This window comes from Silicimonas algicola, assembly GCF_003148765.1.
In the GTDB taxonomy this organism is placed as follows: domain Bacteria; phylum Pseudomonadota; class Alphaproteobacteria; order Rhodobacterales; family Rhodobacteraceae; genus Silicimonas; species Silicimonas algicola.
Window position 1 is genome coordinate 328,574 of sequence record NZ_QGGV01000004.1, and the last position, 20,723, is coordinate 349,296.

A 20,723-nucleotide genomic window follows, 5' to 3' on the forward strand; every position below is an offset into this window, starting at 1 on the left:
CAGAAGCGAATCTAAGAGAGACAGATTTCGAAGTTCTTACCTGCGGCGCCCAATCATTACTGAGGCCGAATAGGTCTAGCGTCAGAGCTACTTGCGGACGAGAGTGTCTCCGGGCTCGATACGTGGGGACAGTTCGATCTTCTGTCCCGGCGGCAGGGCGGCGTCCGCTGTCCGCTCCGCGATGATACGGGCCGCTTCGCGCCCGATCTCGCGCCGTCCCGAATCCATGGTGGCCAGACGGCGCGCGAAGCCCGCCAGAAACTCCGAGCCGTTGAATCCGGCGAGGCCCACCTGGCCAGGAACGTCGATTCCGTTGTCGAGGCAGTGAAGCATTCCGCCGGCCGCGATCATGTCGTTCGAGTAGTAGAGGAAGTCGAGCTCAGGCGTTCGGGCCAACATCCGGGCGGTCATCTCGCGTCCCTTCAGAAGAGACGAGCCGCCGTCGTAGAAGTCCTGATCCTGAACTTCGATGCCTTCCTTGGCCAGCGCCTCGGTGAAGCCTTCGAAGCGTTTGCGGGCTCGGTGGTCCATGGGCATCTTCGACCCGAGAAAGCCGATGTTGCGATAGCCGTTCCGCACGATGAACCGCGCCATTTCTCGCCCTGCCCGGCGGTGGCTGATGCCGACAACGGCGTCGATCGGCTCGCCATCGGTGTCCATGATCTCGACCACCGGGATCCCGGACGAGCGCAGCATGCTGCGCGACGCATCCGAATGTTCGAGACCCGCGAGGATGATGCCTGATGGTCGCCAAGACAGCATCTCGAACAGGACTTCCTCTTCCTTCTCGGGAGAGTAGTTGGTGACGCCGAAGACGGCCTGAAGCGGCGTTCCGTCCAGAACTTCCTGGATGCCGGTCAGAACGTCGGGAAATACCATGTTCGACAGCGAGGGCACGATCACGGCGACGAGGTTCACGCGGCTCGACGCCAGGGCGCCGGCGATCTTGTTCGGGACGTAGCCTAGCTCTTTAGCGGCCTTCAGGACCTTTTCACGCGTCGCGTCTGACACGTCGCCCCGGTTTCTCAGGACGCGGCTGACCGTCATTTCCGACACGCCCGAGGCAAGCGACACGTCCTTGAGCGTCAGCGGCCGCTGAGCAGGCTCCATGTTCTTCTTGATCGGGACGACCTTGTGCTCGTCGTTGTCCATACTCACCCTGCCTGGTTCCACGTTAGCGCTGCCGCCGGTCGGCGCAAGCGGCTTGATCCGAGCGCCGGAACACGACAAAAGACAGCAGCGGCCCCGTAGCTCAGAGGATAGAGCGACCGCCTCCTAAGCGGTAGGTCGATGGTTCGACTCCATCCGGGGCCGCCAGCAATTTCTGTATGCAGATCAGATTGCTTCGGTTAACAGACGCTGGGGTCGCTTACGATATTCTGAGCGAGGACTTCGGATTATGGGGATCGACGTGCGGTCTGTCCGCGAAAATTATTTGAAGAGACATACAGACGCGCTGATCAAGGACATTGGGTTCGCCAGGGCTTGCGAGGTTTCCGGCAAGTCAAAGGCGACACTTGGGCGCTATGCCTCGCTGCATGACGAGAACGCGGATCGCTTCATGCCGGTCAACGTCCTTCTGGAGCTGGAGCGTGTGGCAAGCGTGCCGTACGTCACGAAAGCGCTGGCCGAGCTTCAGCATATCCGGCTGGAGTACGAAAATCCGCGCGACGATTCCGCGGGGTTGACCTCGGACGTCATCCGCCTGTCGCAGCGCTTTGCGATCCTGATGGCGGAGTACAACAACTCGATTTCCGATGGCGTGATCTCGCTGAACGAGACGCGACGCCTTCTCGATGAGACGAACGCCCTTCAACAGGTCCTGATGGAGATGAAGCTTCACCTTCAGAACGCGGCCGGTTGAGGCCGTTTCGCCAAGCCATGTGAGATCCCCCGGCCGGCTGCTGGGGTCGCAATCCTCCGACCGAGGGAGCCTTGCCGCTCAGGGATGAGCGAGCGACCCGGCGCCGCCGATCTAGTTGGCGGCTGACGTCTGGCTAATGGGAAAAACTCGCGTTTCGGCTCAATTATGCGGTTTGGGTCGATATCTTCAGATGACCCGTATCGCGTTCTGGTCGATTGCCAGGACATAGCCTTGGCGGGCCACGGTCCGGACCAGAAGCTCGGACACCATCTGGTTGCCGAGAGCGTCGCGCAGACGCTTGATGCGCGTGGCTCCCGACGCCTCCTCGCAGTCCTCTGGCCGCTTACCCGAAATCACCGCCTCGATCTCGGCGCCGGACATGACGTCGCCGTCCATGCGCGCCTCGGCGAGAACCGCGATGGTCTCGACCGCGGCCCCTGTCAGGGTGAAGACCATGTCGTTGATGAGCACGAGGTTTTCTTCGCGATTGACGGTCAGGGACGAAACCTGGATGCCCTGCCGCTCGATCGCTCCGATCCTGCGGTTCAGAAGGATGATCGTGACCACGAAGACGAGGCACGCGATCAGAAGGCCCGTGGCGAAAAGCATCAGGACGAAGATGATGACCCGGTAGCCGGACAGCACTTCGGAGAAAGCCGTGCCGGACTGTGCAAGGATCTCGAGAAGCTTGATTTCGGCAAAGGACGTAAGGTCGGCGTTTTCGACAAAGAGACGGTCAACGCGGGAGTTGAACGCGTTCGCATCCGGCAGGCTGAGGAACAGAAACGCTCCTGCCGCCACGAGGATCAGGACAACTGCGGCGATGCCGTAGCTGACGATCCGGGTTCCGACTGCCTTGGTCTCAGAAACGGAGGAAATATCCGCCGGCATCCTGCTTCCTGCTTTCAAGTCCGCTTTCATCGAAAACCGACTGGACCGAAAGAAGTTGCCAGCCGGCTGCCTGAAGGCGGCCCGACACGGTCGCCGACACCGAGTCTGACATGGTGCAGGGGTCAGAGTCGATCTTCATAACGCCGTAGTGCAGGCGATAAGGGGACTCCTGCTTGGCCTTGTAGTCGGCGAAGCATTCAGCCCCGGCCGGAGAGGCCAGAAGCAGGGCGATCAGAAGAGCGGGGGAAAAGAGGCGGGAGGTACTGGTCATGCTTGCACGATGGGTTCGCCCGACGTGAAAATCAATATCGGTCAGCGCAGACGGGAGTGATATCGCATAACAGGTCGGCGATATTGTTCTGCACGGCGCATCGACCCCACCTTCCCCTCATCGAAACGCGGCGCATGGCCGCCAGAACACGACAGGGGGAACGAAGATGAACCGACTAGCCCACATGGCCGTCACGGCCGTCACAGCCCTGGGGATCGCCACAGCCCCCCTGCCGGCTGCAGCCGAGACCAACGACGTTGCGAAGACCATCGCTGGTCTCGTGGCGCTGGGCATCGTCGCCAAGGTCATCGACGACCATGACGACCGCAAGGATCGCGAGCAGGCTCTTGTCGAGAAGCGCTCGCCTCGCGAAGAGTCGCGATGGCCGCAGTTCGGACGCGACGACCGCGTTCTGGACAACCGCGGCAGGTGGGTCGAAGGCGACCTGCGGCGCTATGACCGCCGTGCGCAACCCCAGCCTGGCTGGAAGCGGAACACGCCGCTCCCCGAGCGCTGCCTCTACGTCCTCGACCGCGAGGGGCCCGGCAACCGTCTCGTCTACAGCCAGAACTGTCTGGGCCGACACTTCAAGTGGGCAAGCCGCCTTCCCAGGGACTGCCGCCAGTACGTCCGCACCCGCAACGACGTGGTGCCGGTCTACAGCGTGCTGTGCCTGGAACGCGACGGCTGGCGCGTCTCGCGGCGCTAGGCTGCGCGACACAAACCCGGATACCGGCGCGGGCATCCCGCACATCTCCATCTCTGCGCCGGTGGGCCAGGGTTCCCCGCCCTGGCCCGCAGTTTCACGAGTGGTGGGGTCACCGAGTGCCATATTCACGAGTGGTGGGGTCACCGAGTACAATAACGAGTAACAGGGTTACCGCGGCGGCCGGAGCGATCCGGTCGCCGCATTTTGTTACGGGACTTGATCCGTGCGCCCGGCTCGGCCATCACGTCGGGCATGAACGTCCGACCCGACTTCTCCGAGGAAGAGTCCTGCTTCGCCGCAGGGGCCCGTGTCGTGGCGGGCGTGGACGAGGCTGGACGCGGTCCGCTGGCAGGACCCGTGACAGCGGCGGCCGTCATCCTGGAACGAACCTGCGTGCCGGATGGGCTGAACGATTCCAAGAAGTTACCTGCGCGGGAGCGGGAGAGGCTTTACGATATCCTCGTCGCCACCGCCGTCGTCTCGGTCGCTCATGCCTCGGTCGAGGAAATCGACCGGCTGAACATCCTGCGTGCCGCGCACCTCGCCATGGAGCGGGCGGTGGCCGGACTTGGGCTGACGCCCTGTCACGCGCTGGTGGACGGCAACCTCATCCCGAGACAACTGTGCTGCCCCGCGACGGCGGTGGTGAAGGGCGACGGGCGCAGTCTGTCGGTTGCAGCCGCCTCGATCGTCGCGAAGGTGGTGCGCGATCGGCTCATGGTGGATTTGGCGCAACAGCACCCCGGGTATGGCTGGGAGCGCAATGCCGGCTACCCGACGAAGGCGCATCGGGACGCACTCGACCGGTTAGGGCTGACCCCACACCATAGGCGTTCGTTCAAGCCGGTCTACAACATCTTGTGACAAGCCGAAATCTTAAGTCACTGATTCAAAAAAGAATTTGACGGCGAATCCCGTCTGACTCATCTTTGCCGCAACAAGGCGACGCGTCGCAAAGACGCTCGGGACAGAGGCAGAGATGACCACCAGAACGCGGAAAGAGGCGGCGCGCCTGCCGCTCGACACCATTCTCGAAGGCGACTGCATCGAGGTGATGCGCGGTCTTCCCGAGGCCTCGGTCGACCTGATCTTCGCCGATCCTCCCTACAACCTGCAACTCAAGGGCGAGCTGCACCGCCCCGACAATTCGCGTGTCGACGCCGTCGACGACGCGTGGGACCAGTTCGGATCCTTCGCCGCCTACGACCAGTTTACACGAGACTGGCTGGCCGTTGCGCGACGGCTGTTGAAGCCGAACGGTGCCATATGGGTGATCGGCTCGTATCACAACGTCTTCAGGCTGGGCGCCGAGCTTCAGAACCAGGGGTTCTGGATCCTCAACGACGTGGTCTGGCGGAAGTCTAACCCGATGCCGAACTTCCGGGGCAAGCGGCTGACGAACGCGCACGAGACGCTGATCTGGGCGAGCCGGGACGAGGGGTCGAAGTACACCTTCAACTACGAGGCGCTGAAGGCGTTGAACGAGGGCATCCAGATGCGCTCGGACTGGGTGCTGCCGATCTGCACGGGGCATGAGCGGCTGAAGGACGCCAAGGGCGACAAGGCCCATCCGACGCAGAAGCCGGAGTCTTTGCTTCATCGTGTTCTGCTCGGCACGACGAACGCGGGCGACGTGGTGCTGGACCCGTTCTTCGGGACCGGCACGACGGGCGCTGTCGCCAAGATGCTGGGACGCCACTTCATTGGTATCGAACGGGAAAAGGCGTATCGAGACGTGGCGGAGCGGCGGCTGCGCGACGTCCGGCCCTTCGACCGTTCGGCGCTGGAAGTGACGTCGTCGAAACGCTCTGAGCCGCGCGTTCCCTTCGGCCAACTGGTCGAGCGGGGGATGCTTCGTCCGGGCGAGATGCTGACGAGCCCCTCCGGCAAGGCTGCGAAGGTCAGGGCCGACGGCACGCTCGTCGCCGACGGTGTGACAGGGTCGATCCACCAGGTCGGCGCCGCCCTCGAGGGCGCGCCGTCGTGCAACGGCTGGACCTACTGGCACATCCGCAGGGATGGACAGCCGGTGTCCATCGACGTGTTCCGCCAGCAGATTCGGTCCGAGATGTAGGACCACCAGAGCTTACCGCCGGTGCCTGTGGCCGCCCACGGCACTGCACCTGACCCCGCCCTTGTGGCGGGGTTCTTTTTTCCGGGGCTCTGCCCCGGACTCCGGACAACTCTTGGGACAGAAAAGATGGTTTCTGGTACGCGCGGACCTGGATCGGCTGAACGCCGCGAGAGCCCCTGATCCGGGCGGTTAACCCTGGGAAGGCACTGGATAATCGGGCTTTCGGTATCACGTCGGTATTGCGTCGGTATCGCGTCGGTTCTGACATCGGCGAGGAACCGAGTTTCGCAGATGTGTGAACGGTGGGCGCGCTGCCTCAGCGCAGGTAGCCGATGGCGTAGGTGGGCGTCAGGCGCGCCTGGGCCACGAAGCTGTCGAGCGCCGCGGCCTCGGGCTGGCGGTCGGTGCGCGTCTCTTCCTTGGCGAGGCCGCCCGTGATGAAGAGGCTGTCGAGATCCTCGCCGAGCGCGCCCTGGATGTCTGTGTTGATGCCGTCGCCGATGCAGAGGATGCGGCTGTCCGGGATATCGGCCCCCAGTTCCGACAGTCGCTGGCGGGCGAGGGTGTAGACGGGCGGATGCGGCTTGCCGAAGTAGAGGCTTTCGCCCCCCATCTCGGTGTAGAGGGCGGCGAGGGCGCCAGCGCACCATTCGCGGCTCTCTCCCCGGTCGACGACGATGTCGGGGTTGGCGCAGAGGAGCTTCAGGCCCTTCTGCTTGGCGTAGAGGAATTCGGGCCGGTTGACCGAAGGCTCGGCATGGGGCTCGAAAGGGCCGAGGCAGGCGATGCCGGTGGCCTGGTCGAGGGGCACGCGCGTGACGGGCGTGGGATTGCTCACGATCTTCGGCGGCTCGAAGAAGGTCAGGTCGTAATCCTGTCCCATGAACCAGACCTTGTCGCCGATGACGCCGTCGAACATCGCCACGCGCGCGCTGTCGCCCGAGGTCGCGATGGTGTCCCAGCAGTCGGTCGGCACGCCGAAGCGGTCGAGTTGCCGGGCGACGTCGGCACGGGGGCGCGGCGCGTTGGTCAGGAGCACGACGCGCCCACCCTTTGACTTGAAGCGGCGCAGGGCCTCGACCGCTTCGGGAAAGGCACGGATGCCATCGTGCAGGCAGCCCCAGAGATCGCAGAACACCGCGTCGTAGCGGTCCGAGACGTCGGCGAGGCTTTCGATGATCTCGGTCATGGTGTCTCCGTCAGGGTGGTCCTGACCGGACCTAGCGCGAATGGCTTCGGCGCGGAATGCAAAAAGGCGCCCCGGAGGGCGCCCGCCTTGTCCCCGGATCGATGTCAGACCTTCAGTGCGGGGATGATCTGCTTCTTGCGGCTGACGACGCCGGGCAGGCTGACGAGGTCGCTGTCGGCGGTGACGCCGAAGCTTTTCTCGGCCACGCGGCGCACGAGATCGTTCGGGACGAAGAGGATCGACTCCTCGGCCAGGATGTCGACGAGGAAGAACAGCACCTGGTCGACGCCGTCTTCCTCGGCGACGGTCACCATGTCCTCCATCAGACCCTTCTTGCGCGCGAGCACGGTCGAGGGCGAGGTCGTCTCCATCACCGACACGCGGAATTTCGTTCCGTCGACGTCGTATTCCTTGGAGTCCATGCGCAGAAGCTCGGCGTCGGAATAGGACGACACGTCGGACTTCGCGGCGAACATCTCGGCGGCGTAATCGGGGATCGCGACGCCGAGGTCGGCGGCGAGGCCCTCGGCCAGCTTGCGGTCGACGTCGGTGGTCGTGGGCGAGCGGAACTCGAGCGTGTCCGACAGGATGCAGGACAGCATCGCGCCCTTGATCGCCTCGGGCATCCGCGCGGCCTCGTCGCCCATGAGGTCGTGCATGATCGTAGCGGTGCAGGCGACGGGGCGGACGGTGATGTTGATGGGCGACCTGGTCTTGAGCCCACCCTGGAGCATGTGGTGGTCGATGACCTCGGTCACGCGGGCGTCGTTGATGTGGGCGGGAAGCTCGGCCACGTTGTTGGTGTCAACGATGACGCAGGTGTCGGCGTCGGTCACGTCCTCGAGATGGGCGGGCCTGTCGAGGTTCCAGCGCGACAGCATCCAGAGCGCTTCCGAGTTGGGCTCGCCCAGGAGACGCGCCTCGGCCGGGGTGCCGCGGCATTCGCTCAGGAACCAGGCCCAGATGATCGGCGAGCCGGTCGAGTCGGTGTCGGGGGATTTGTGGCCGAAGACTTTGATGGTCATTGTGACGTCACTCGTTTTGTCGGGGAATTCGGCGCCCTCATAGCGAGTCGTCCGGGGCTTGTCACCCATGCCTCAAGGTGCGCGCACGATGCCGCCGGGCCTTGCGCGCGGACGCCGCACGCGGTTTGTTGCGGCAAACCCAGGAGGTGTCGCCATGCCGAAATCGAAGAAGCCGTCGCAGAAAGCGAAGAAGACCTCGGACGAATCCAAGGGAAAGGCCGGTCACGAGCAGGGGCAGAGCCGCATTCCGCCGGGGGTGGACGGCGGGCCGGGCGGAAAGGTCAGCAAGTCGGTGCGGTCTCCGATACCCGGGCGCGACAAGCGGTAACGCGCTTTAGGCTCGTGCGGGAAACAGAACTCTATGCGCCGATCAAGGCGTTTCTCGAGGCGCAGGGCTATGAGGTGAAAGGCGAGGTCGGGTCGGCCGACGTCGTTGCCTGTCGTGCGGGCGAGGACGAACCGGTGATCGTCGAGATGAAGACCGCCTTTTCGCTGGCGTTGGTGCATCAGGGCGTGGCGCGTCTGGCGCTGTCGGATGCGGTCTACATCGCCGCGCCGCGGGGCCGGGGGCGTGCGGCCTGGTCGGGACTGAAGAACATGAAGGTGCTTTGTCGGCGGCTGGGGCTTGGGCTTCTGACCGTTCGTGTCGAGGACGGCGTGGTCGAGGTGCATTGCGATCCTGCGCCTTATGCGCCGCGCCGGGCGCCAGGGCGGATGGCCCGGCTTCTGCGGGAGTTCGCGCGGCGCGAGGGCGATCCCAACCGGGGCGGCACGCGGGGCGCCATCGTCACCGCCTATCGGCAGGACGCCGTACGCTGCGCGGCGCACCTGGCGCGGGCGGGGGCCTCGCGGGGGGCCGCCGTGGCGCGAGAGACGGGGGTGTCGCGGGCGACACGGATGATGGCGGACAATCACTACGGCTGGTTCGTGCGGGTCTCGGTCGGCATCTATGACTTGACGGACGCGGGACGCACGGCCCTGGAGCGCGGCTGATGGACTGGCGCGAGGAGGGTGTCGTCCTCGCCCGGCGCCGACACGGCGAAAGTGGCGCAATCGTCGAGATCTTCACTGAAGGTCACGGCCGCCACGCAGGCATTGTCCGCGGCGGCGGCGGGAGGCGCATGACGCCGGTGCTGGAGCCGGGGAACCAGGTCGATGTCGCCTGGCGGGCGCGGCTGGAGGATCACCTGGGCGCGTTCACGGTGGAACCGGTCGCGTCGCGCGCGGCGGTGCTGATGGCGGACAGGCGGACGCTGGCGGGGCTGAATGCGGTCTGCTCGCTTTTGTCCTTCGCGCTGCCGGAGCGGGAACCGCATCCGGGGCTGTACCAGAGGACGCAGGCTGTGCTGGGGATGATGGGCGAGGGGCCGTACTGGCCGATTGCCTACCTGAGGTGGGAACTGGCGCTGCTGGAGGAGCTGGGCTTCGGCCTGGACCTCGCGGCTTGCGCGGTGACCGGGTCGGTCGAGGGGCTGGCCTATGTCTCGCCGAAGAGCGGGCGGGCGGTTTCGGAGGCGGGAGCTGGCGCGTTCAAGGACCGGCTATTCCCGTTGTCGCCTGCGCTGGTCGGGCGGGGCGAGGGATCGGTTGAGGATTTGCGCGACGGGTTTCGCACGACGGGTCATTTCCTGCGGACGTGGCTGGCGCCGGCTCTTGGCGACCGGCCCTTGCCCGAGGCGCGGCAGAGGCTGGTGGATCTGTTGACGCGGTAGGCGGGTGCTCTGCCCCCGCGCCCCTGGGATATTTGCAGACCGATGAAGGTCAAGTGAGGAGCCTTCGGGCGATGACCTGCGCCTGGATCTCGGCGGCACCTTCGAAGATGTTCAGGATGCGGGCGTCGCAGAGGATGCGGCTGATCGCATACTCCAGCGCGAAGCCGTTGCCGCCGTGGATCTGGAGCGCGTTGTCGGCGGCGGCCCAGGCGACGCGGGCTCCGAGGAGCTTGGCCATGCCGGCCTCGAGGTCGCAGCGGTGGCCGTGGTCCTTCTGCCATGCGGAGTGGTAGGTGAGCTGTCGCGCCACCATGATCTCGACCGCCATCATGGCGAGCTTGGAGGCGACGCGGGGAAACTCGATCAGCGGTTTGCCGAACTGCTTGCGGTCCTCGGCATAGCGGAGGCCTGCGTCGAGCGCGGACTGGGCGACGCCGATGGCGCGGGCGGCGGTCTGGATGCGGGCGCTTTCGAAGGTCTGCATGAGCTGCTTGAAGCCCTGCCCCTCCTCGCCGCCGAGAAGGTTCTCGCCCTTCACGCGGAAGCCGTCGAAGTTGACGGTGTATTCCTTCATGCCGCGGTAGCCCAGGACCTGGATCTCGCCGCCAGAGAGGCCCTCGTCGACGAAGGGCGTCTCGTCGGTGCCGGGCGTCTTCTCGGCGAGGAACATGGACAGGCCGCGGTAGTCGTCGGTACCGTCGACGCTGCGCGCGAGGACGGTCATCACGTGGGTGCGCGCGGCGTGGGTGATCCAGGTCTTGTTGCCGGTGATCGTCCAGTCATCGCCGTCACGTTTCGCACGTGTGCGGAGCGCGCCGAGGTCTGAGCCGGTGTTGGGCTCGGTGAAGACCGCCGTGGGGAGGATCTCGCCCGAAGCGAGGCCCGGGAGCCACTTCGCCTTCTGTTCGTCGGTGCCGCCGCAGAGGATCAGCTCGGCCGCGATCTCGGACCTTGTGCCGAGGGAGCCGACGCCGATGTAGCCGCGCGAGAGTTCCTCGGAGACGACGACCATCGAAGCCTTGGACAGGCCGAGGCCGCCGTGTTCCTCGGGGATGGTCAGGCCGAAGACGCCCAAGTCGGCGAGTTCCGAGATGACCTCCATCGGGATCAGCTCGTCCTTCAGGTGCCATTCGTGGGCGTGGGGTTCGACGCGGTCCTTCGAGAAGCGGCGGAACTGCTCGCGGATCATCTCGAGTTCGTCGTCGAGGCCGGTGGCGCCGACGGTGATGTCTGCGTTCCGCTCGCGCATCAGGCGGACGAGGCTGAGGCGGGCGTCCTGCGTGTTGCCCTCGGCGATGAGCGTCCGGACGGCGGGCGTGTCGAGGAGTGCCACGTCCTCGGACGAGAGGCCGAGGTCCGCGACGCGCACGATCTCTCCCTGGCTCATCGGGATGCCGCCCCTGATCTGGGCGAGGTATTCTCCGAACGCGATGCCGAGGATCGTGCGTTCGACTTCGCCGAACTTGCCGTCCTTCTCGATCCGTTCGGCCCAGGCCCGCATCTGGCGCAGCGCCTCGACATAGGTGGCGAGCCAGGCGAGGCCGTGGGCGGCAGTTTGATCGGCGTCGAGACGGGCCGGATCGACACGCCCGCCGGTCGTGACGCGATCGCGCACGACCTCTACGGCGCGGGCGAGCAGGGCGTCGGCCGCGTCGGTCGCGGAGGCCGCGAGGTCGAGAAGGTCGGTCATCGCGGGGGTCATTCCCGAAGCTCCGTCACGCGGCATGGTCGGTCCTCATTCTGCACGTGCGAAGACCTAGTGTGAATGCACATGCAGCGCAAGAAGATTTCAAAAGAAGGTCGTAGCGCGCATTAATATGTCCCTATCGATTTGCCTTTCGGCGCGAGGCTGCCTCGCCTAGGACTGCGGGACGATGGACATTTTTGCGCATCTCGACGCCTTTTCGCTGACGCTCGCCGTGGGCTTCGCGCTTCTGGCGGGGCTAATCAAGGGCATGACGGGTTTCGCGATGCCGTTGATCCTCGTGTCGAGCCTCGCCTCGTTTCTGTCGCCTGAGCTGGCGCTCGCAGGGCTGATCCTTCCGACGCTTGTCACGAACCTCTGGCAGGCGTTCCGGCAAGGGATCGGGGCGGCCTTGACGTCGGCGCGGGCGCACTGGCGCTTCCTCGCTATCGCGCTGATATCAATCGCGGTCAGTTCGCAACTGGTGACGCAGGTGTCGACGAGCCTGATGTTCACCATCCTCGGGCTGACGATCACGGGCTTCACGCTGATGATGCTGGCGGGATGGAAGCCCAGGGTCAGTCCTCAGAACCGGCGCGCGACCGAGGTCGGCGTGGGCTTCGTCGCGGGCACGCTTGGCGGGTTCTCGGGGACATGGGGACCGCCGACGGTCATGTATCTGACCGCTCTCGACACGCCGAAGACCGAGCATGTGCGGGTACAGGGCATCGTTTATGCCTCTGGCGCGGTGGTACTGACGCTTGCTCACCTGAAGTCGGGAGTGCTGGCTGGCGATGGTGCGACGCTGTCGTTCCTTCTGCTGGCGCCGGCGCTGATCGGAATGACGCTTGGGGTCAAGATTCAGGACAAGCTGGACCAGCAGAAGTTCCGGACGGTCGTGCTGGTTGTGCTGGCGTTCGCGGGGCTGAACCTGATCCGGCGCGGAGTGCTGGGGTAGGAGCGGGCGCGTCGCAGGTGTTTCACCGCGACGCGCTTTGACTTTCAGCCGATGGCGACGGCGCGGACGTCGTCGTCGATGTTCTCTTCGTACTGCGTGAAGTTCTCGGCGAACATCTCGACCAGCTTCTTCGCTTGGCGGTCGTAGGCGGATGCGTCATCCCAGGTCCGGCGCGGGTCGAGCAGGATGTCGGGCACCGCCGTCGAGGCGACGTTGACCGGAACCTCGAACCCGAAGTTTGGATCCTTGCGGAACTTGACGTTGGCGAGCGAGCCGTTCAGCGCGGCGGACAGCAGCGCGCGGGTGGCCTTGATCGGCATCCGGCTGCCAGTGCCGAAGGCGCCGCCGGTCCAGCCGGTGTTGACGAGCCAGCAGGTGGCGCCGTGCTTGGCGATCTTTTCGCGCAGAAGTTTGCCGTAGACCTCGGGGCGGCGCGGCATGAAGGGCGCGCCGAAGCAGGTCGAGAAGACGGGCTGCGGCTCGGTGATGCCGCGCTCGGTGCCGGCCATCTTGGAGGTGAAGCCGGACAGGAAGTGGTACATCGCCTGCGCGGGGGTAAGGCGGGCGATCGGAGGCAGCACCCCGAAGGCGTCGCAGGTAAGCATGATGACGTTCTTCGGATGCCCGGCGAGGCCGGTCTTCGAGGCGTTCGAGATGTAGTCGAGCGGATAGGCGCAGCGCATGTTGGCGGTCAGGCTGTCGTCCTCGAAGTCGAGAGCCAGGGTCTCCTCGTCGAAGACCATGTTCTCGATCACCGTGCCGAACATCGAGCAGGTGGCATAGATCTCGGGCTCGGCCTCGGGCGACAGGCTGATGGTCTTGGCATAGCACCCTCCCTCGAAGTTGAAGGCGCCGCGGTCGGACCAGCCGTGCTCGTCGTCACCGATGAGGATGCGGTCGGGATCGGCCGAGAGGGTGGTCTTGCCGGTGCCGGACAGGCCGAAGAAGATCGCGCTGTCGACCGGATTGCCCTTGGCGTGGTTCGCCGAGCAGTGCATCGGCATGACGCCTTTCTCGGGCAGAAGATAGTTGAGGAGCGAGAAGATCGATTTCTTGTTCTCGCCCGCGTACTCCGTGTTGCCGACGAGGATCAGCTTGCGGTCGAAGTTCATCGCGATGACGGTGTCGGACCTGCAGCCGTGGCGCGCGGGATCGGCCTTGAAGGTCGGGCAGTTGATGACGGTGAATTCGGGCTCGAAGGTGTCGAGCTCGTCGCGTTCGGGGCGACGGAACATGTGGCGGATGAAGAGCGAATGCCAGGCGAGCTCGGTCACGAGGCGGACGTCGAGGCGGTAGTTCGCATCGGCTCCGGCGTACATGTCCTGCACGAAGTAGTCGCGGCCCTTCATGTGCGCGATCATGTCGTCGTAGAGGCGGTCGAAGGCCTCGGGCTCCATCGGCGCGTTGTTGTCCCACCAGATGTGGTCCTCGACGGACGGCGTGCGGACGATGTGCTTGTCCTTGGGCGAGCGGCCGGTGAACTTGCCGGTGGTGACGAGAAGCGCCCCGCCTTTGCCCAGTGTGCCCTCGCCGTGGAGGATGGCCTGCTCGACGAGGGCCGGTTCGAGGAGGTTGTAATGCACCTCGCCCAATCCCGTGATGCCCTGTTGCTCGAGTGTTCGCTCCGGATTGACGCGCCCTTTAGTCATCGGTTCCTCCCGCTTCTCGCCAGTGGGGATCCGGGGAGTCGGGGGACGCCTCCGGGTCTCTCAGGCGATATAGACCCATCCACTAGGATGTGAACAGCGAGCAATCGGGCAGTTAGCGCCAACAAAATCAACGATTTCGCCGGTTAGCGCCACCATGTGTCCGGTGTCGGCAGGTCGTCGCCACAACTGAGACAAATTAGCCAGACAGAAAGGAAAATACCGTTGAGTGTGTGTGGCGAATGGCGATGATTCGCACATTATTGTTGAATTACCCTAGGCCAGACATGATTATGCCTGAAAAATGACACCGTATAATGCGCCAACAATAAGGCGTACATGAGCAGTAAAGGGAACAACGCATGTCCAGGATCGCGCTGGTCGACGACGATCGGAATATTCTGACGTCGGTCTCCATGACCCTCGAGGCAGAGGGCTTTGAAGTCGAGACGTACAACGACGGTCAGGCCGCCCTCGACGCCTTCAACAAGAAGCTGCCGGACATGGCCGTGTTCGACATCAAGATGCCCCGCATGGACGGGATGGACCTGCTTCAGCGCGTCCGTCAGAAGACGTCGATGCCGGTCATCTTCCTGACTTCGAAGGACGACGAGATCGACGAGGTTCTGGGCCTTCGGATGGGGGCCGACGACTATGTCAAGAAGCCCTTCTCGCAGCGCCTGCTGGTCGAACGCATCCGCGCGCTTCTGCGTCGGCAAGAGGTCATCGCCGGCGACGGCGAAGGCGGCGAGATCGACCAGGCACAGGTCATGGTCCGGGGCGAGCTTCGCATGGACCCGCTGCGTCACTCGGTGACCTGGAAGAGCCGGGACGTCTCGCTGACGGTGACCGAGTTCCTGCTTCTGCAGGCGCTCGCGCAGCGTCCGGGGTTCGTCAAGAGCCGCGATCAGCTTATGGACGTCGCCTACGACGACCAGGTCTATGTCGACGACCGCACCATCGACAGCCACATCAAGCGGCTGCGCAAGAAGATGCGGATGGTCGACGATGACTTCTCGGCGATCGAGACGCTCTACGGCATCGGGTATCGCTACAACGAAGAATAGATGACCGCCGCGGGGGTCAACATGCAGGGTGCCAAACCGGCAGGCCACGGCGACGTGGTCCTGGGAGAAGACTGGATTGGTGCCGACGCGGCCGCCGAGAGTGTGGCGCGTGCCAAGAGGGACCGGCGTGGCGTCATCGCCATGAACCGGTCGCCCCTGGCGCGGAAGATCATCACGTTCAATCTTCTGGCCATCCTCGTCCTTGTCGCGGGCGTGCTGTTCCTGAACCCGTTTCGCGACAGCCTCGTCTATCAGCGCGAGAACGCCATCGTGGCCGAGGCCGAGCTGATCGCGGGCTTCCTGCGAAGCGGCAGCGCCGACGACATGGTGATCGGGCTCGAGACCGGGGCGGGGGGAACGATCGACGATCGGCTGGAGGCGCTGCCCTTGCCGCACATGGCGTCGGTCTTCGTCTTCGATGCCTCGGGCGCGGTCATCGCTTCTGCCGAGGCGCGGCCGTCGCCGTCGAACAACCTCATGCGTCCGGCCGAGCGGTCGACCATGATCACCGATTTCCTCGACACCTTGTGGGGTGGCGTGGCCTGGGTCTTTGGCAAGAGCGGCGAGAGGGTGGAGGTCGCCACGCACGACGCGACGCTTGTGAAAAGCCTGGTCGCGGAGTCGTTTCTGAACGGCACCCAGGTCCGCAGCTCGACCGACCTTCAGGGAAACACGATCTTCGCGGTCGCGACGCCTATCGTCCAGGGCGACAGCGCCATCGGGGCCGTCGCCATGGCAAGTGCCGCGGGAGAAATCGACGGTCTGGTTCGGGCCGAGCGCGAGCAGATCCTCCAGATGTTCGTCATCGCGATCCTCGTTTCCGTGGGACTGAGCCTGGTGCTGGCGTCCACCATCGCCAATCCCCTGTCCGACCTCGCAGCGGCCGCCGAGATCGGGCGCGAGAAGAACGCGCGCAAGTTTGCCCCGGCAAGGGTGCGCATTCCCGACCTGACCGCGCGGCCCGACGAAATCGGCCGGCTGTCCGGCGCCCTGCGCGGCATGGTGACGGCTCTGTACGACCGGATCGACGCGAACGAACAGTTCGCGGCCGACGTAGCGCACGAGATCAAGAACCCGCTTGCGTCGCTGCGCTCCGCGGTCGCCTCCCTGCGGTTCGCCAAGCGCGACGACCACAAGACCAAACTCCTCGACGTGATCGAGCATGACACGCGGCGGCTGGACCGGCTGGTCAGCGACATCTCGAACGCCTCGCGCCTGGACAGCGAACTTGTGAAGGAGGAGGAGGCCCCCTTCGACCTCCTCAAGATGATCGGCAACCTGGCCGACTACCTTGGTAACGAGGCGCGCGAGAAGGGCGTCGACTTCATCGCCGACCTGCCCAAGGACCCCATCGTGATCGAAGGTCTGGAAAGCCGGCTGGCGCAGGTCTTCGTGAACCTCATCACCAACGCGATCAGCTTCTGCGAGGACGGCGACGCGATCCGGGTCTGGGTCCGAAAGCGCGAGAACCGCGTACTGGTGGTCGTCGAAGACACCGGCCCCGGCATTCCGGAACAGGCGCTGACCAAGATCTTCAACCGCTTCTATACCGAACGCCCGGTCAGCCACTTCGGCAACAACTCGGGCCTCGGTCTTGCCATCTCGAAGCAGATCGTCGAGGCGCACGGCGGCGTCATCTGGGCTGAGAACATTCGTCCGACCGACGCCGACGTCACCTCCGAACCCCTGGGCGCACGCTTCGTCGTCGGCCTTCCGGTCTGAGCGCCGACGATGTCCGCGCCGTCCGGCCCGGTCATCCTGCACGCCACGGCGGTCGCCTTCGGTACGGCCGGACTTCTGATCCGGGGCATGGCGGGATCGGGCAAGTCGACGCTGGCGCTTCAGCTCCTGGGTCTCGGCGCGACCCTCGTCGCGGATGACCGCGTCATCGCAACGCCGACCGAGGGCAGTCTGACGCTTGCCTCGCCCGATGCGACGACAGGCATGATCGAAGCGCGGGGTCTGGGCCTTCTGCGCGTGCCCACGTGCCGAGCGGTGGCGCGAGCGGTCGTCGATCTCGACACCGTCGAGGAGGAGCGCCTGCCTCCGCTGCACGAGACCGTGATTGCCGGTGTCCGCTTGCCGCTGATCCACATGGTTGAGAGTGCGGCATTCCCCTCTATGTTGCGACTGTTGCTTCTTGGCGGACTCGTCCATGACAGTTGAACGTCCCTCTGGGATTCCCGCGCGCGTCGTGCTGCTGACCGGCGCCTCCGGCGCGGGGCGTACCACCACGGCCCATGTGCTCGAGGACCTCGGCTTCGAGACCATCGACAACCTGCCGATCTCGCTTCTCGACCGTGTGCTAGGCGGGTCCGCCGCCATGCCGCCCCTCGCCGTCGCGATCGACGTGCGAAACCGAGACTTCTCGGTCGATGGCGTCGTGGCGGTGCTGGACCGGATCACCGCGTCAGAGTCCGCTCAGGCCGAGGTGCTGTACCTCGACTGCCGGGCCGATGTGCTGCTCAGGAGGTATTCCGAGACGCGTCGACGGCATCCGATGGCGCCGTCCGAGACGCCTGAGATCGGCATCGAGCGCGAACTGGAGCTCTTGGCGCCGATCCGTGCGCGCGCAGACCACCTGATCGACACCTCGGACATGTCGCCGCACGATCTGCGCGCCGAGGTGGAACGCCGCTTCGGGCCGGGCGTCGAGGGCATGATGGCGATCTCGGTCGAGAGCTTCAGCTACAAGCAGGGCCTGCCGCGCGGCATCGACATGATCTTCGACGTGCGTTTCCTTGCCAACCCGCACTGGGAACCGGCGCTGCGCGCACTTGACGGTCGCGACCCGGAGGTCGCAGCCTTCGTCGAAGACGATCCGCGGTTCGGCGACTTCTTCCGTCGCGTGTCGGAACTGGTCATCAGCCTGCTCCCGGCCTTCAAGGACGAAGGCAAGACCTATCTGACCGTCGGTCTGGGGTGTACGGGCGGGCAACACAGGTCGGTTACCGTGGCCGAAAGACTTGCAAAGGCCCTTGCGGACAACGGGTGGCAGGTGTCAACTCGTCATCGGGAACTTGAGCGACGAGGATTGGAACCGTCGCCGTCTGTAGGGAAATCGGGTTGATCGGTATCGTGATCGTGGCTCACGGGGGTTTGGCCCAGGAATACTTGGCCGCGGTCGAGCATGTGGTCGGCAAGCAATCCGGCATGCGTGCGATCTCGATTGAGCCCGACCATGACAGGTCCGCCAAGCAGGCCGAGATCTGTGCAGCCGCCGACAGCGTCGACACCGGAAGCGGGGTCGTGGTGGTCACCGACATGTTCGGCGGCTCGCCGTCGAACCTGTCGCTGCTGGCGTGCAACCCGGCCGACCGCAAGATCCTCTACGGCGCGAACCTTCCCATGCTCATCAAGCTGGCGAAGACACGGCACAAGCCGCTGTCGACGGCGGTGAACGCGGCGCTCGCAGCCGGTCGGAAGTACATCGACTGCTTCGAAGGCGAGGGGTGAGTCGGTCGTGGGCGTCTCTCGCACACTGACCATCGTCAACGAAAAGGGTCTGCACGCGCGCGCGTCGGCGAAGCTGGTGGAACTGGTCGAGGAATTCGACGCCTCGGCAGAGGTGTCGAAGGACGGTCTGTCCGCCTCGGGCGACAGCATCATGGGACTTCTGATGCTGGCGGCCTCGCGCGGGACGAAGATCGACGTGGAGACGACCGGCACTCAGGCCGAGGAACTGGCCGATGCCATAGAGGCTCTGGTCGCGGACTGCTTCGGCGAAGGTATGTGAGACTCTAACGGGTCGGAACCGGCGGCGACTGGCGATAGTCGTAGAAGCCGCGGTCGGTCTTGCGGCCCAGCCAACCGGCCTCGACGTATTTCGTCAGAAGCGGGCAGGGGCGGTACTTGGTGTCGGCCAACCCGTCGTGCAGCACGTTCATGATCGCGAGGCAAGTGTCGAGCCCTATGAAGTCGGCCAGCTCGAGCGGCCCCATCGGGTGATTGGTGCCCAGCTTCATCGCCTGATCGATGGATTGAACCGAACCCACGCCCTCGTAGAGCGTGTAGACGGCCTCGTTGATCATCGGCATCAGGATGCGGTTCACGATGAAGGCGGGAAAATCCTCGGCGGTGGCCGACGTCTTGCCCAAGCGGTCGACGACGGTCTTCATGGCGTTATAGGTCTTTTCGTCCGTGGCGATGCCGCGGATCAGCTCGACAAGCTGCATCACGGGCACGGGGTTCATGAAGTGGAAGCCCATAAATTTTTCCGGCCGGTCGGTCCGGCTTGCGAGGCGCGTGATCGATATGGATGAGGTGTTCGACGTCAGGATGGTGTCCGGCCCCAGGTGGGGGACGAGCTCCTCGAAGATCGCAGACTTGACCGCTTCGCGCTCGGTCGCCGCCTCGATCACGAGGTCGGTCTTGCCGAGGTCGGACAGCGTCATGGTGGTCGAGATGCGGTCCATCGCCGCCTTCGCCGTCTCCTCGGTTATCCTGTCGCGCGAGACCTGACGCTTGAGATTGGCGTCGATCAGCTTGAGCGCGTTGTCCAGGGTTGCGCGGTCGATGTCGTTGAGGATGACCTCATAGCCCGCCAGCGCAAAGACGTGCGCGATGCCGTTGCCCATCTGGCCTGCGCCGACCACGCCCACTGTCTTGATATCCATGTCGCGCCCTGTCGTTGCCAAGGCGACCATAGGCGGTTGCTGGAACCCCGTGCAAGGGCGGGGGATAGGTAAAAATTGAACTTTAGGGGTATCTCAAGGCCTTCGGTCGAAACATGCGGAAACCGTGTCTTTTGCAGGGTGGACGACGTGGCGGACGAGACAGAGAAAATCGCAGACCCGCTTGATTACGGCTGGTGCCGTTATGACGGCACGCGGCTGCGGTTTCGCGGGCCGTTGTGCTGCCTCGACCGTCCCTATGTCGCCGTCCTCGGCGGGACCGAGACGTTCGGGCGCTATGTCGAACACCCCTATCCATCTCTTCTGAGCGACTGGTTGGGAACGCAGGTGCTGAACCTCGGCGTCAGCCAAGCCGGCCTGTCGCTTTTCGCGCAGGAAAGGTGGCTACTCGACGCGGCCGCGCAAGCGGAGGTGACGGTGCTTCAGGTTCTGGGAGCGCAGAACATGTCGAATAGGCTCTACAGCGTCCACACGCGGCGGAACGACCGCTTCCTGGCCGTGTCGCCTCCGCTGAGAGAGATGTTTCCCGACGTCGATTTCTCGGAGATCAACTTCACGGGGCACCTTCTGACGACGCTTCATTCGCGGTCGCCTGCCGCTTTCGATGCCGTCGTGCAGGAGTTGAAATGGGCTTGGGTCCAGCGGATGCGTCGCATCGTGCAGACGATCGGGACGAAGGTCATCCTGCTGTGGATGTCGGATCGGCGGCCGGAGGAGCCGGGACGTCTGTCGGACGGCATAGAGCCCGCCTTCGTCGATCGAGCCATGCTGGACGCGCTGACGCCCGATATCGCGGGCTTGGTCGAGGTCGTGGCTGAGGATACCTCGCCGCGGGCACGGATGGTGGGCAAGCTGTTTCGGGCGGTCGAGACGGATGCGGCCCTTGCGCTGCCGGGCGGCGCGCAGCACTCGGCGGCGGCGGAGCGGCTGGCGGAGGAGATTGCGCGGGTGAGAAATTCGCCGGGCCCGCGACAGACGCGGACCCGGTCGACGGCGTGA

Annotated in this window: 23 protein-coding genes and 1 tRNA gene; 16 read left to right on the forward strand and 8 right to left on the reverse strand. The window is 64.8% G+C overall.

The window, feature by feature from the left end:
- Positions 1–87: 87 nt before the first annotated feature.
- On the reverse strand, positions 88–1,152 hold the full coding sequence (locus tag C8D95_RS11555; protein ID WP_277601044.1) for a LacI family DNA-binding transcriptional regulator: 1,065 nt from the start codon (positions 1,150–1,152) through the stop codon (positions 88–90).
- A gap of 89 nt (positions 1,153–1,241) precedes the next feature.
- On the opposite strand from C8D95_RS11555, the gene C8D95_RS11560 reads away from it, so the two are divergent.
- A tRNA-Arg gene (locus C8D95_RS11560) sits at positions 1,242–1,317 on the forward strand.
- A gap of 82 nt (positions 1,318–1,399) precedes the next feature.
- A complete protein-coding gene (locus C8D95_RS11565; protein ID WP_109759331.1) occupies positions 1,400–1,864 on the forward strand; it encodes a hypothetical protein in 465 nt (154 codons plus the stop codon).
- Between the two features lie 186 nt (positions 1,865–2,050).
- Here C8D95_RS11565 and C8D95_RS11570 read toward each other — a convergent pair whose 3' ends face one another.
- Both C8D95_RS11570 and C8D95_RS11575 read right to left on the reverse strand, forming a co-directional pair.
- On the reverse strand, positions 2,051–2,755 hold the full coding sequence (locus C8D95_RS11570; protein WP_109759332.1) for a winged helix-turn-helix domain-containing protein: 705 nt from the start codon (positions 2,753–2,755) through the stop codon (positions 2,051–2,053).
- The gene (locus tag C8D95_RS11575; RefSeq protein ID WP_109759333.1) at positions 2,727–3,026 is read right to left on the reverse strand and encodes a hypothetical protein; all 300 of its coding nucleotides are present in this window, start codon (positions 3,024–3,026) and stop codon (positions 2,727–2,729) included. Before C8D95_RS11575 ends, C8D95_RS11570 begins: the two co-directional genes overlap by 29 nt.
- 166 nt (positions 3,027–3,192) lie before the next feature.
- Here C8D95_RS11575 and C8D95_RS11580 point away from each other — a divergent pair, with 166 nt between their 5' ends.
- The 3 genes from C8D95_RS11580 to C8D95_RS11590 all read left to right on the forward strand — a co-directional run bounded on the left by C8D95_RS11580 (position 3,193) and on the right by C8D95_RS11590 (position 5,809).
- Positions 3,193–3,735 carry a hypothetical protein gene (locus C8D95_RS11580; RefSeq protein WP_126918444.1) on the forward strand — a complete coding sequence of 181 codons (543 nt, stop codon included), beginning with the start codon at positions 3,193–3,195 and terminating at the stop codon, positions 3,733–3,735.
- A gap of 252 nt (positions 3,736–3,987) precedes the next feature.
- Positions 3,988–4,599, forward strand: coding sequence for a ribonuclease HII (locus C8D95_RS11585; protein ID WP_109759385.1), 612 nt, complete (start codon positions 3,988–3,990; stop codon positions 4,597–4,599).
- A 115-nt stretch (positions 4,600–4,714) separates the two neighbouring features.
- Positions 4,715–5,809: a site-specific DNA-methyltransferase gene (locus C8D95_RS11590; RefSeq protein WP_109759335.1), complete on the forward strand. Its 1,095-nt coding sequence runs from the start codon at positions 4,715–4,717 to the stop codon at positions 5,807–5,809.
- A gap of 316 nt (positions 5,810–6,125) precedes the next feature.
- Here the strand turns inward: C8D95_RS11590 and C8D95_RS11595 are convergent, their stop codons facing one another.
- Together C8D95_RS11595 and C8D95_RS11600 are read right to left on the reverse strand one after the other, a co-directional pair.
- Entirely contained in the window at positions 6,126–6,998 is an 873-nt protein-coding gene (locus tag C8D95_RS11595) for a TIGR01459 family HAD-type hydrolase (RefSeq protein WP_109759336.1), read from the reverse strand.
- Positions 6,999–7,102: 104 nt separating this feature from the next.
- On the reverse strand, positions 7,103–8,023 hold the full coding sequence (locus C8D95_RS11600; RefSeq protein WP_109759337.1) for a manganese-dependent inorganic pyrophosphatase: 921 nt from the start codon (positions 8,021–8,023) through the stop codon (positions 7,103–7,105).
- A gap of 154 nt (positions 8,024–8,177) precedes the next feature.
- On the opposite strand from C8D95_RS11600, the gene C8D95_RS22030 reads away from it, so the two are divergent.
- Genes C8D95_RS22030 through recO form a run of 3 tightly spaced genes read left to right on the forward strand, consistent with a single transcriptional unit; the run spans position 8,178 to position 9,735 of the window.
- Positions 8,178–8,351, forward strand: a complete 174-nt coding sequence (locus C8D95_RS22030) for a hypothetical protein (protein WP_164721528.1) — start codon at positions 8,178–8,180, stop codon at positions 8,349–8,351.
- Between the two features lie 14 nt (positions 8,352–8,365).
- Positions 8,366–9,016 (forward strand): DUF2161 domain-containing phosphodiesterase, encoded by a 651-nt coding sequence (locus C8D95_RS11605; RefSeq protein ID WP_109759338.1) that lies wholly within the window; start codon positions 8,366–8,368, stop codon positions 9,014–9,016.
- The gene (gene recO / locus C8D95_RS11610; RefSeq protein WP_109759339.1) at positions 9,016–9,735 is read left to right on the forward strand and encodes a DNA repair protein RecO; all 720 of its coding nucleotides are present in this window, start codon (positions 9,016–9,018) and stop codon (positions 9,733–9,735) included. Before C8D95_RS11605 ends, recO begins: the two co-directional genes overlap by 1 nt.
- 49 nt (positions 9,736–9,784) lie before the next feature.
- Here the strand turns inward: recO and C8D95_RS11615 are convergent, their stop codons facing one another.
- Positions 9,785–11,461, reverse strand: a complete 1,677-nt coding sequence (locus C8D95_RS11615) for an acyl-CoA dehydrogenase family protein (RefSeq protein ID WP_109759340.1) — start codon at positions 11,459–11,461, stop codon at positions 9,785–9,787.
- A gap of 148 nt (positions 11,462–11,609) precedes the next feature.
- Here C8D95_RS11615 and C8D95_RS11620 point away from each other — a divergent pair, with 148 nt between their 5' ends.
- The gene (locus C8D95_RS11620) at positions 11,610–12,377 is read left to right on the forward strand and encodes a sulfite exporter TauE/SafE family protein (RefSeq protein WP_109759341.1); all 768 of its coding nucleotides are present in this window, start codon (positions 11,610–11,612) and stop codon (positions 12,375–12,377) included.
- Between the two features lie 44 nt (positions 12,378–12,421).
- Here the strand turns inward: C8D95_RS11620 and C8D95_RS11625 are convergent, their stop codons facing one another.
- Positions 12,422–14,026, reverse strand: coding sequence for a phosphoenolpyruvate carboxykinase (locus C8D95_RS11625; RefSeq protein WP_109759342.1), 1,605 nt, complete (start codon positions 14,024–14,026; stop codon positions 12,422–12,424).
- Between the two features lie 359 nt (positions 14,027–14,385).
- Between C8D95_RS11625 and C8D95_RS11630 the strand changes: the two genes are divergently transcribed.
- Genes C8D95_RS11630 through C8D95_RS11655 form a run of 6 tightly spaced genes read left to right on the forward strand, consistent with a single transcriptional unit; the run spans position 14,386 to position 18,826 of the window.
- On the forward strand, positions 14,386–15,090 hold the full coding sequence (locus C8D95_RS11630) for a response regulator transcription factor (protein WP_109759343.1): 705 nt from the start codon (positions 14,386–14,388) through the stop codon (positions 15,088–15,090).
- Positions 15,091–16,812, forward strand: coding sequence for a sensor histidine kinase (locus C8D95_RS11635; RefSeq protein WP_109759344.1), 1,722 nt, complete (start codon positions 15,091–15,093; stop codon positions 16,810–16,812).
- A 9-nt stretch (positions 16,813–16,821) separates the two neighbouring features.
- Positions 16,822–17,256 carry an HPr kinase/phosphorylase gene (locus tag C8D95_RS11640; protein WP_109759345.1) on the forward strand — a complete coding sequence of 145 codons (435 nt, stop codon included), beginning with the start codon at positions 16,822–16,824 and terminating at the stop codon, positions 17,254–17,256.
- Positions 17,246–18,160 carry an RNase adapter RapZ gene (gene rapZ, locus C8D95_RS11645; protein ID WP_109759346.1) on the forward strand — a complete coding sequence of 305 codons (915 nt, stop codon included), beginning with the start codon at positions 17,246–17,248 and terminating at the stop codon, positions 18,158–18,160. The genes C8D95_RS11640 and rapZ overlap by 11 nt, the downstream gene beginning before the upstream one ends.
- A complete protein-coding gene (locus tag C8D95_RS11650) occupies positions 18,157–18,546 on the forward strand; it encodes a PTS sugar transporter subunit IIA (protein WP_109759347.1) in 390 nt (129 codons plus the stop codon). The genes rapZ and C8D95_RS11650 overlap by 4 nt, the downstream gene beginning before the upstream one ends.
- 7 nt (positions 18,547–18,553) lie before the next feature.
- Complete coding sequence (locus C8D95_RS11655) at positions 18,554–18,826, forward strand: HPr family phosphocarrier protein (RefSeq protein WP_109759348.1); 273 nt, start codon at positions 18,554–18,556, stop codon at positions 18,824–18,826.
- 4 nt (positions 18,827–18,830) lie between these two features.
- On the opposite strand, the gene C8D95_RS11660 is transcribed toward C8D95_RS11655, so the two are convergent.
- Complete coding sequence (locus C8D95_RS11660) at positions 18,831–19,706, reverse strand: 3-hydroxybutyryl-CoA dehydrogenase (protein WP_109759349.1); 876 nt, start codon at positions 19,704–19,706, stop codon at positions 18,831–18,833.
- 147 nt (positions 19,707–19,853) lie between these two features.
- On the opposite strand from C8D95_RS11660, the gene C8D95_RS11665 reads away from it, so the two are divergent.
- Positions 19,854–20,723, forward strand: a complete 870-nt coding sequence (locus tag C8D95_RS11665; protein ID WP_126918445.1) for a DUF6473 family protein — start codon at positions 19,854–19,856, stop codon at positions 20,721–20,723.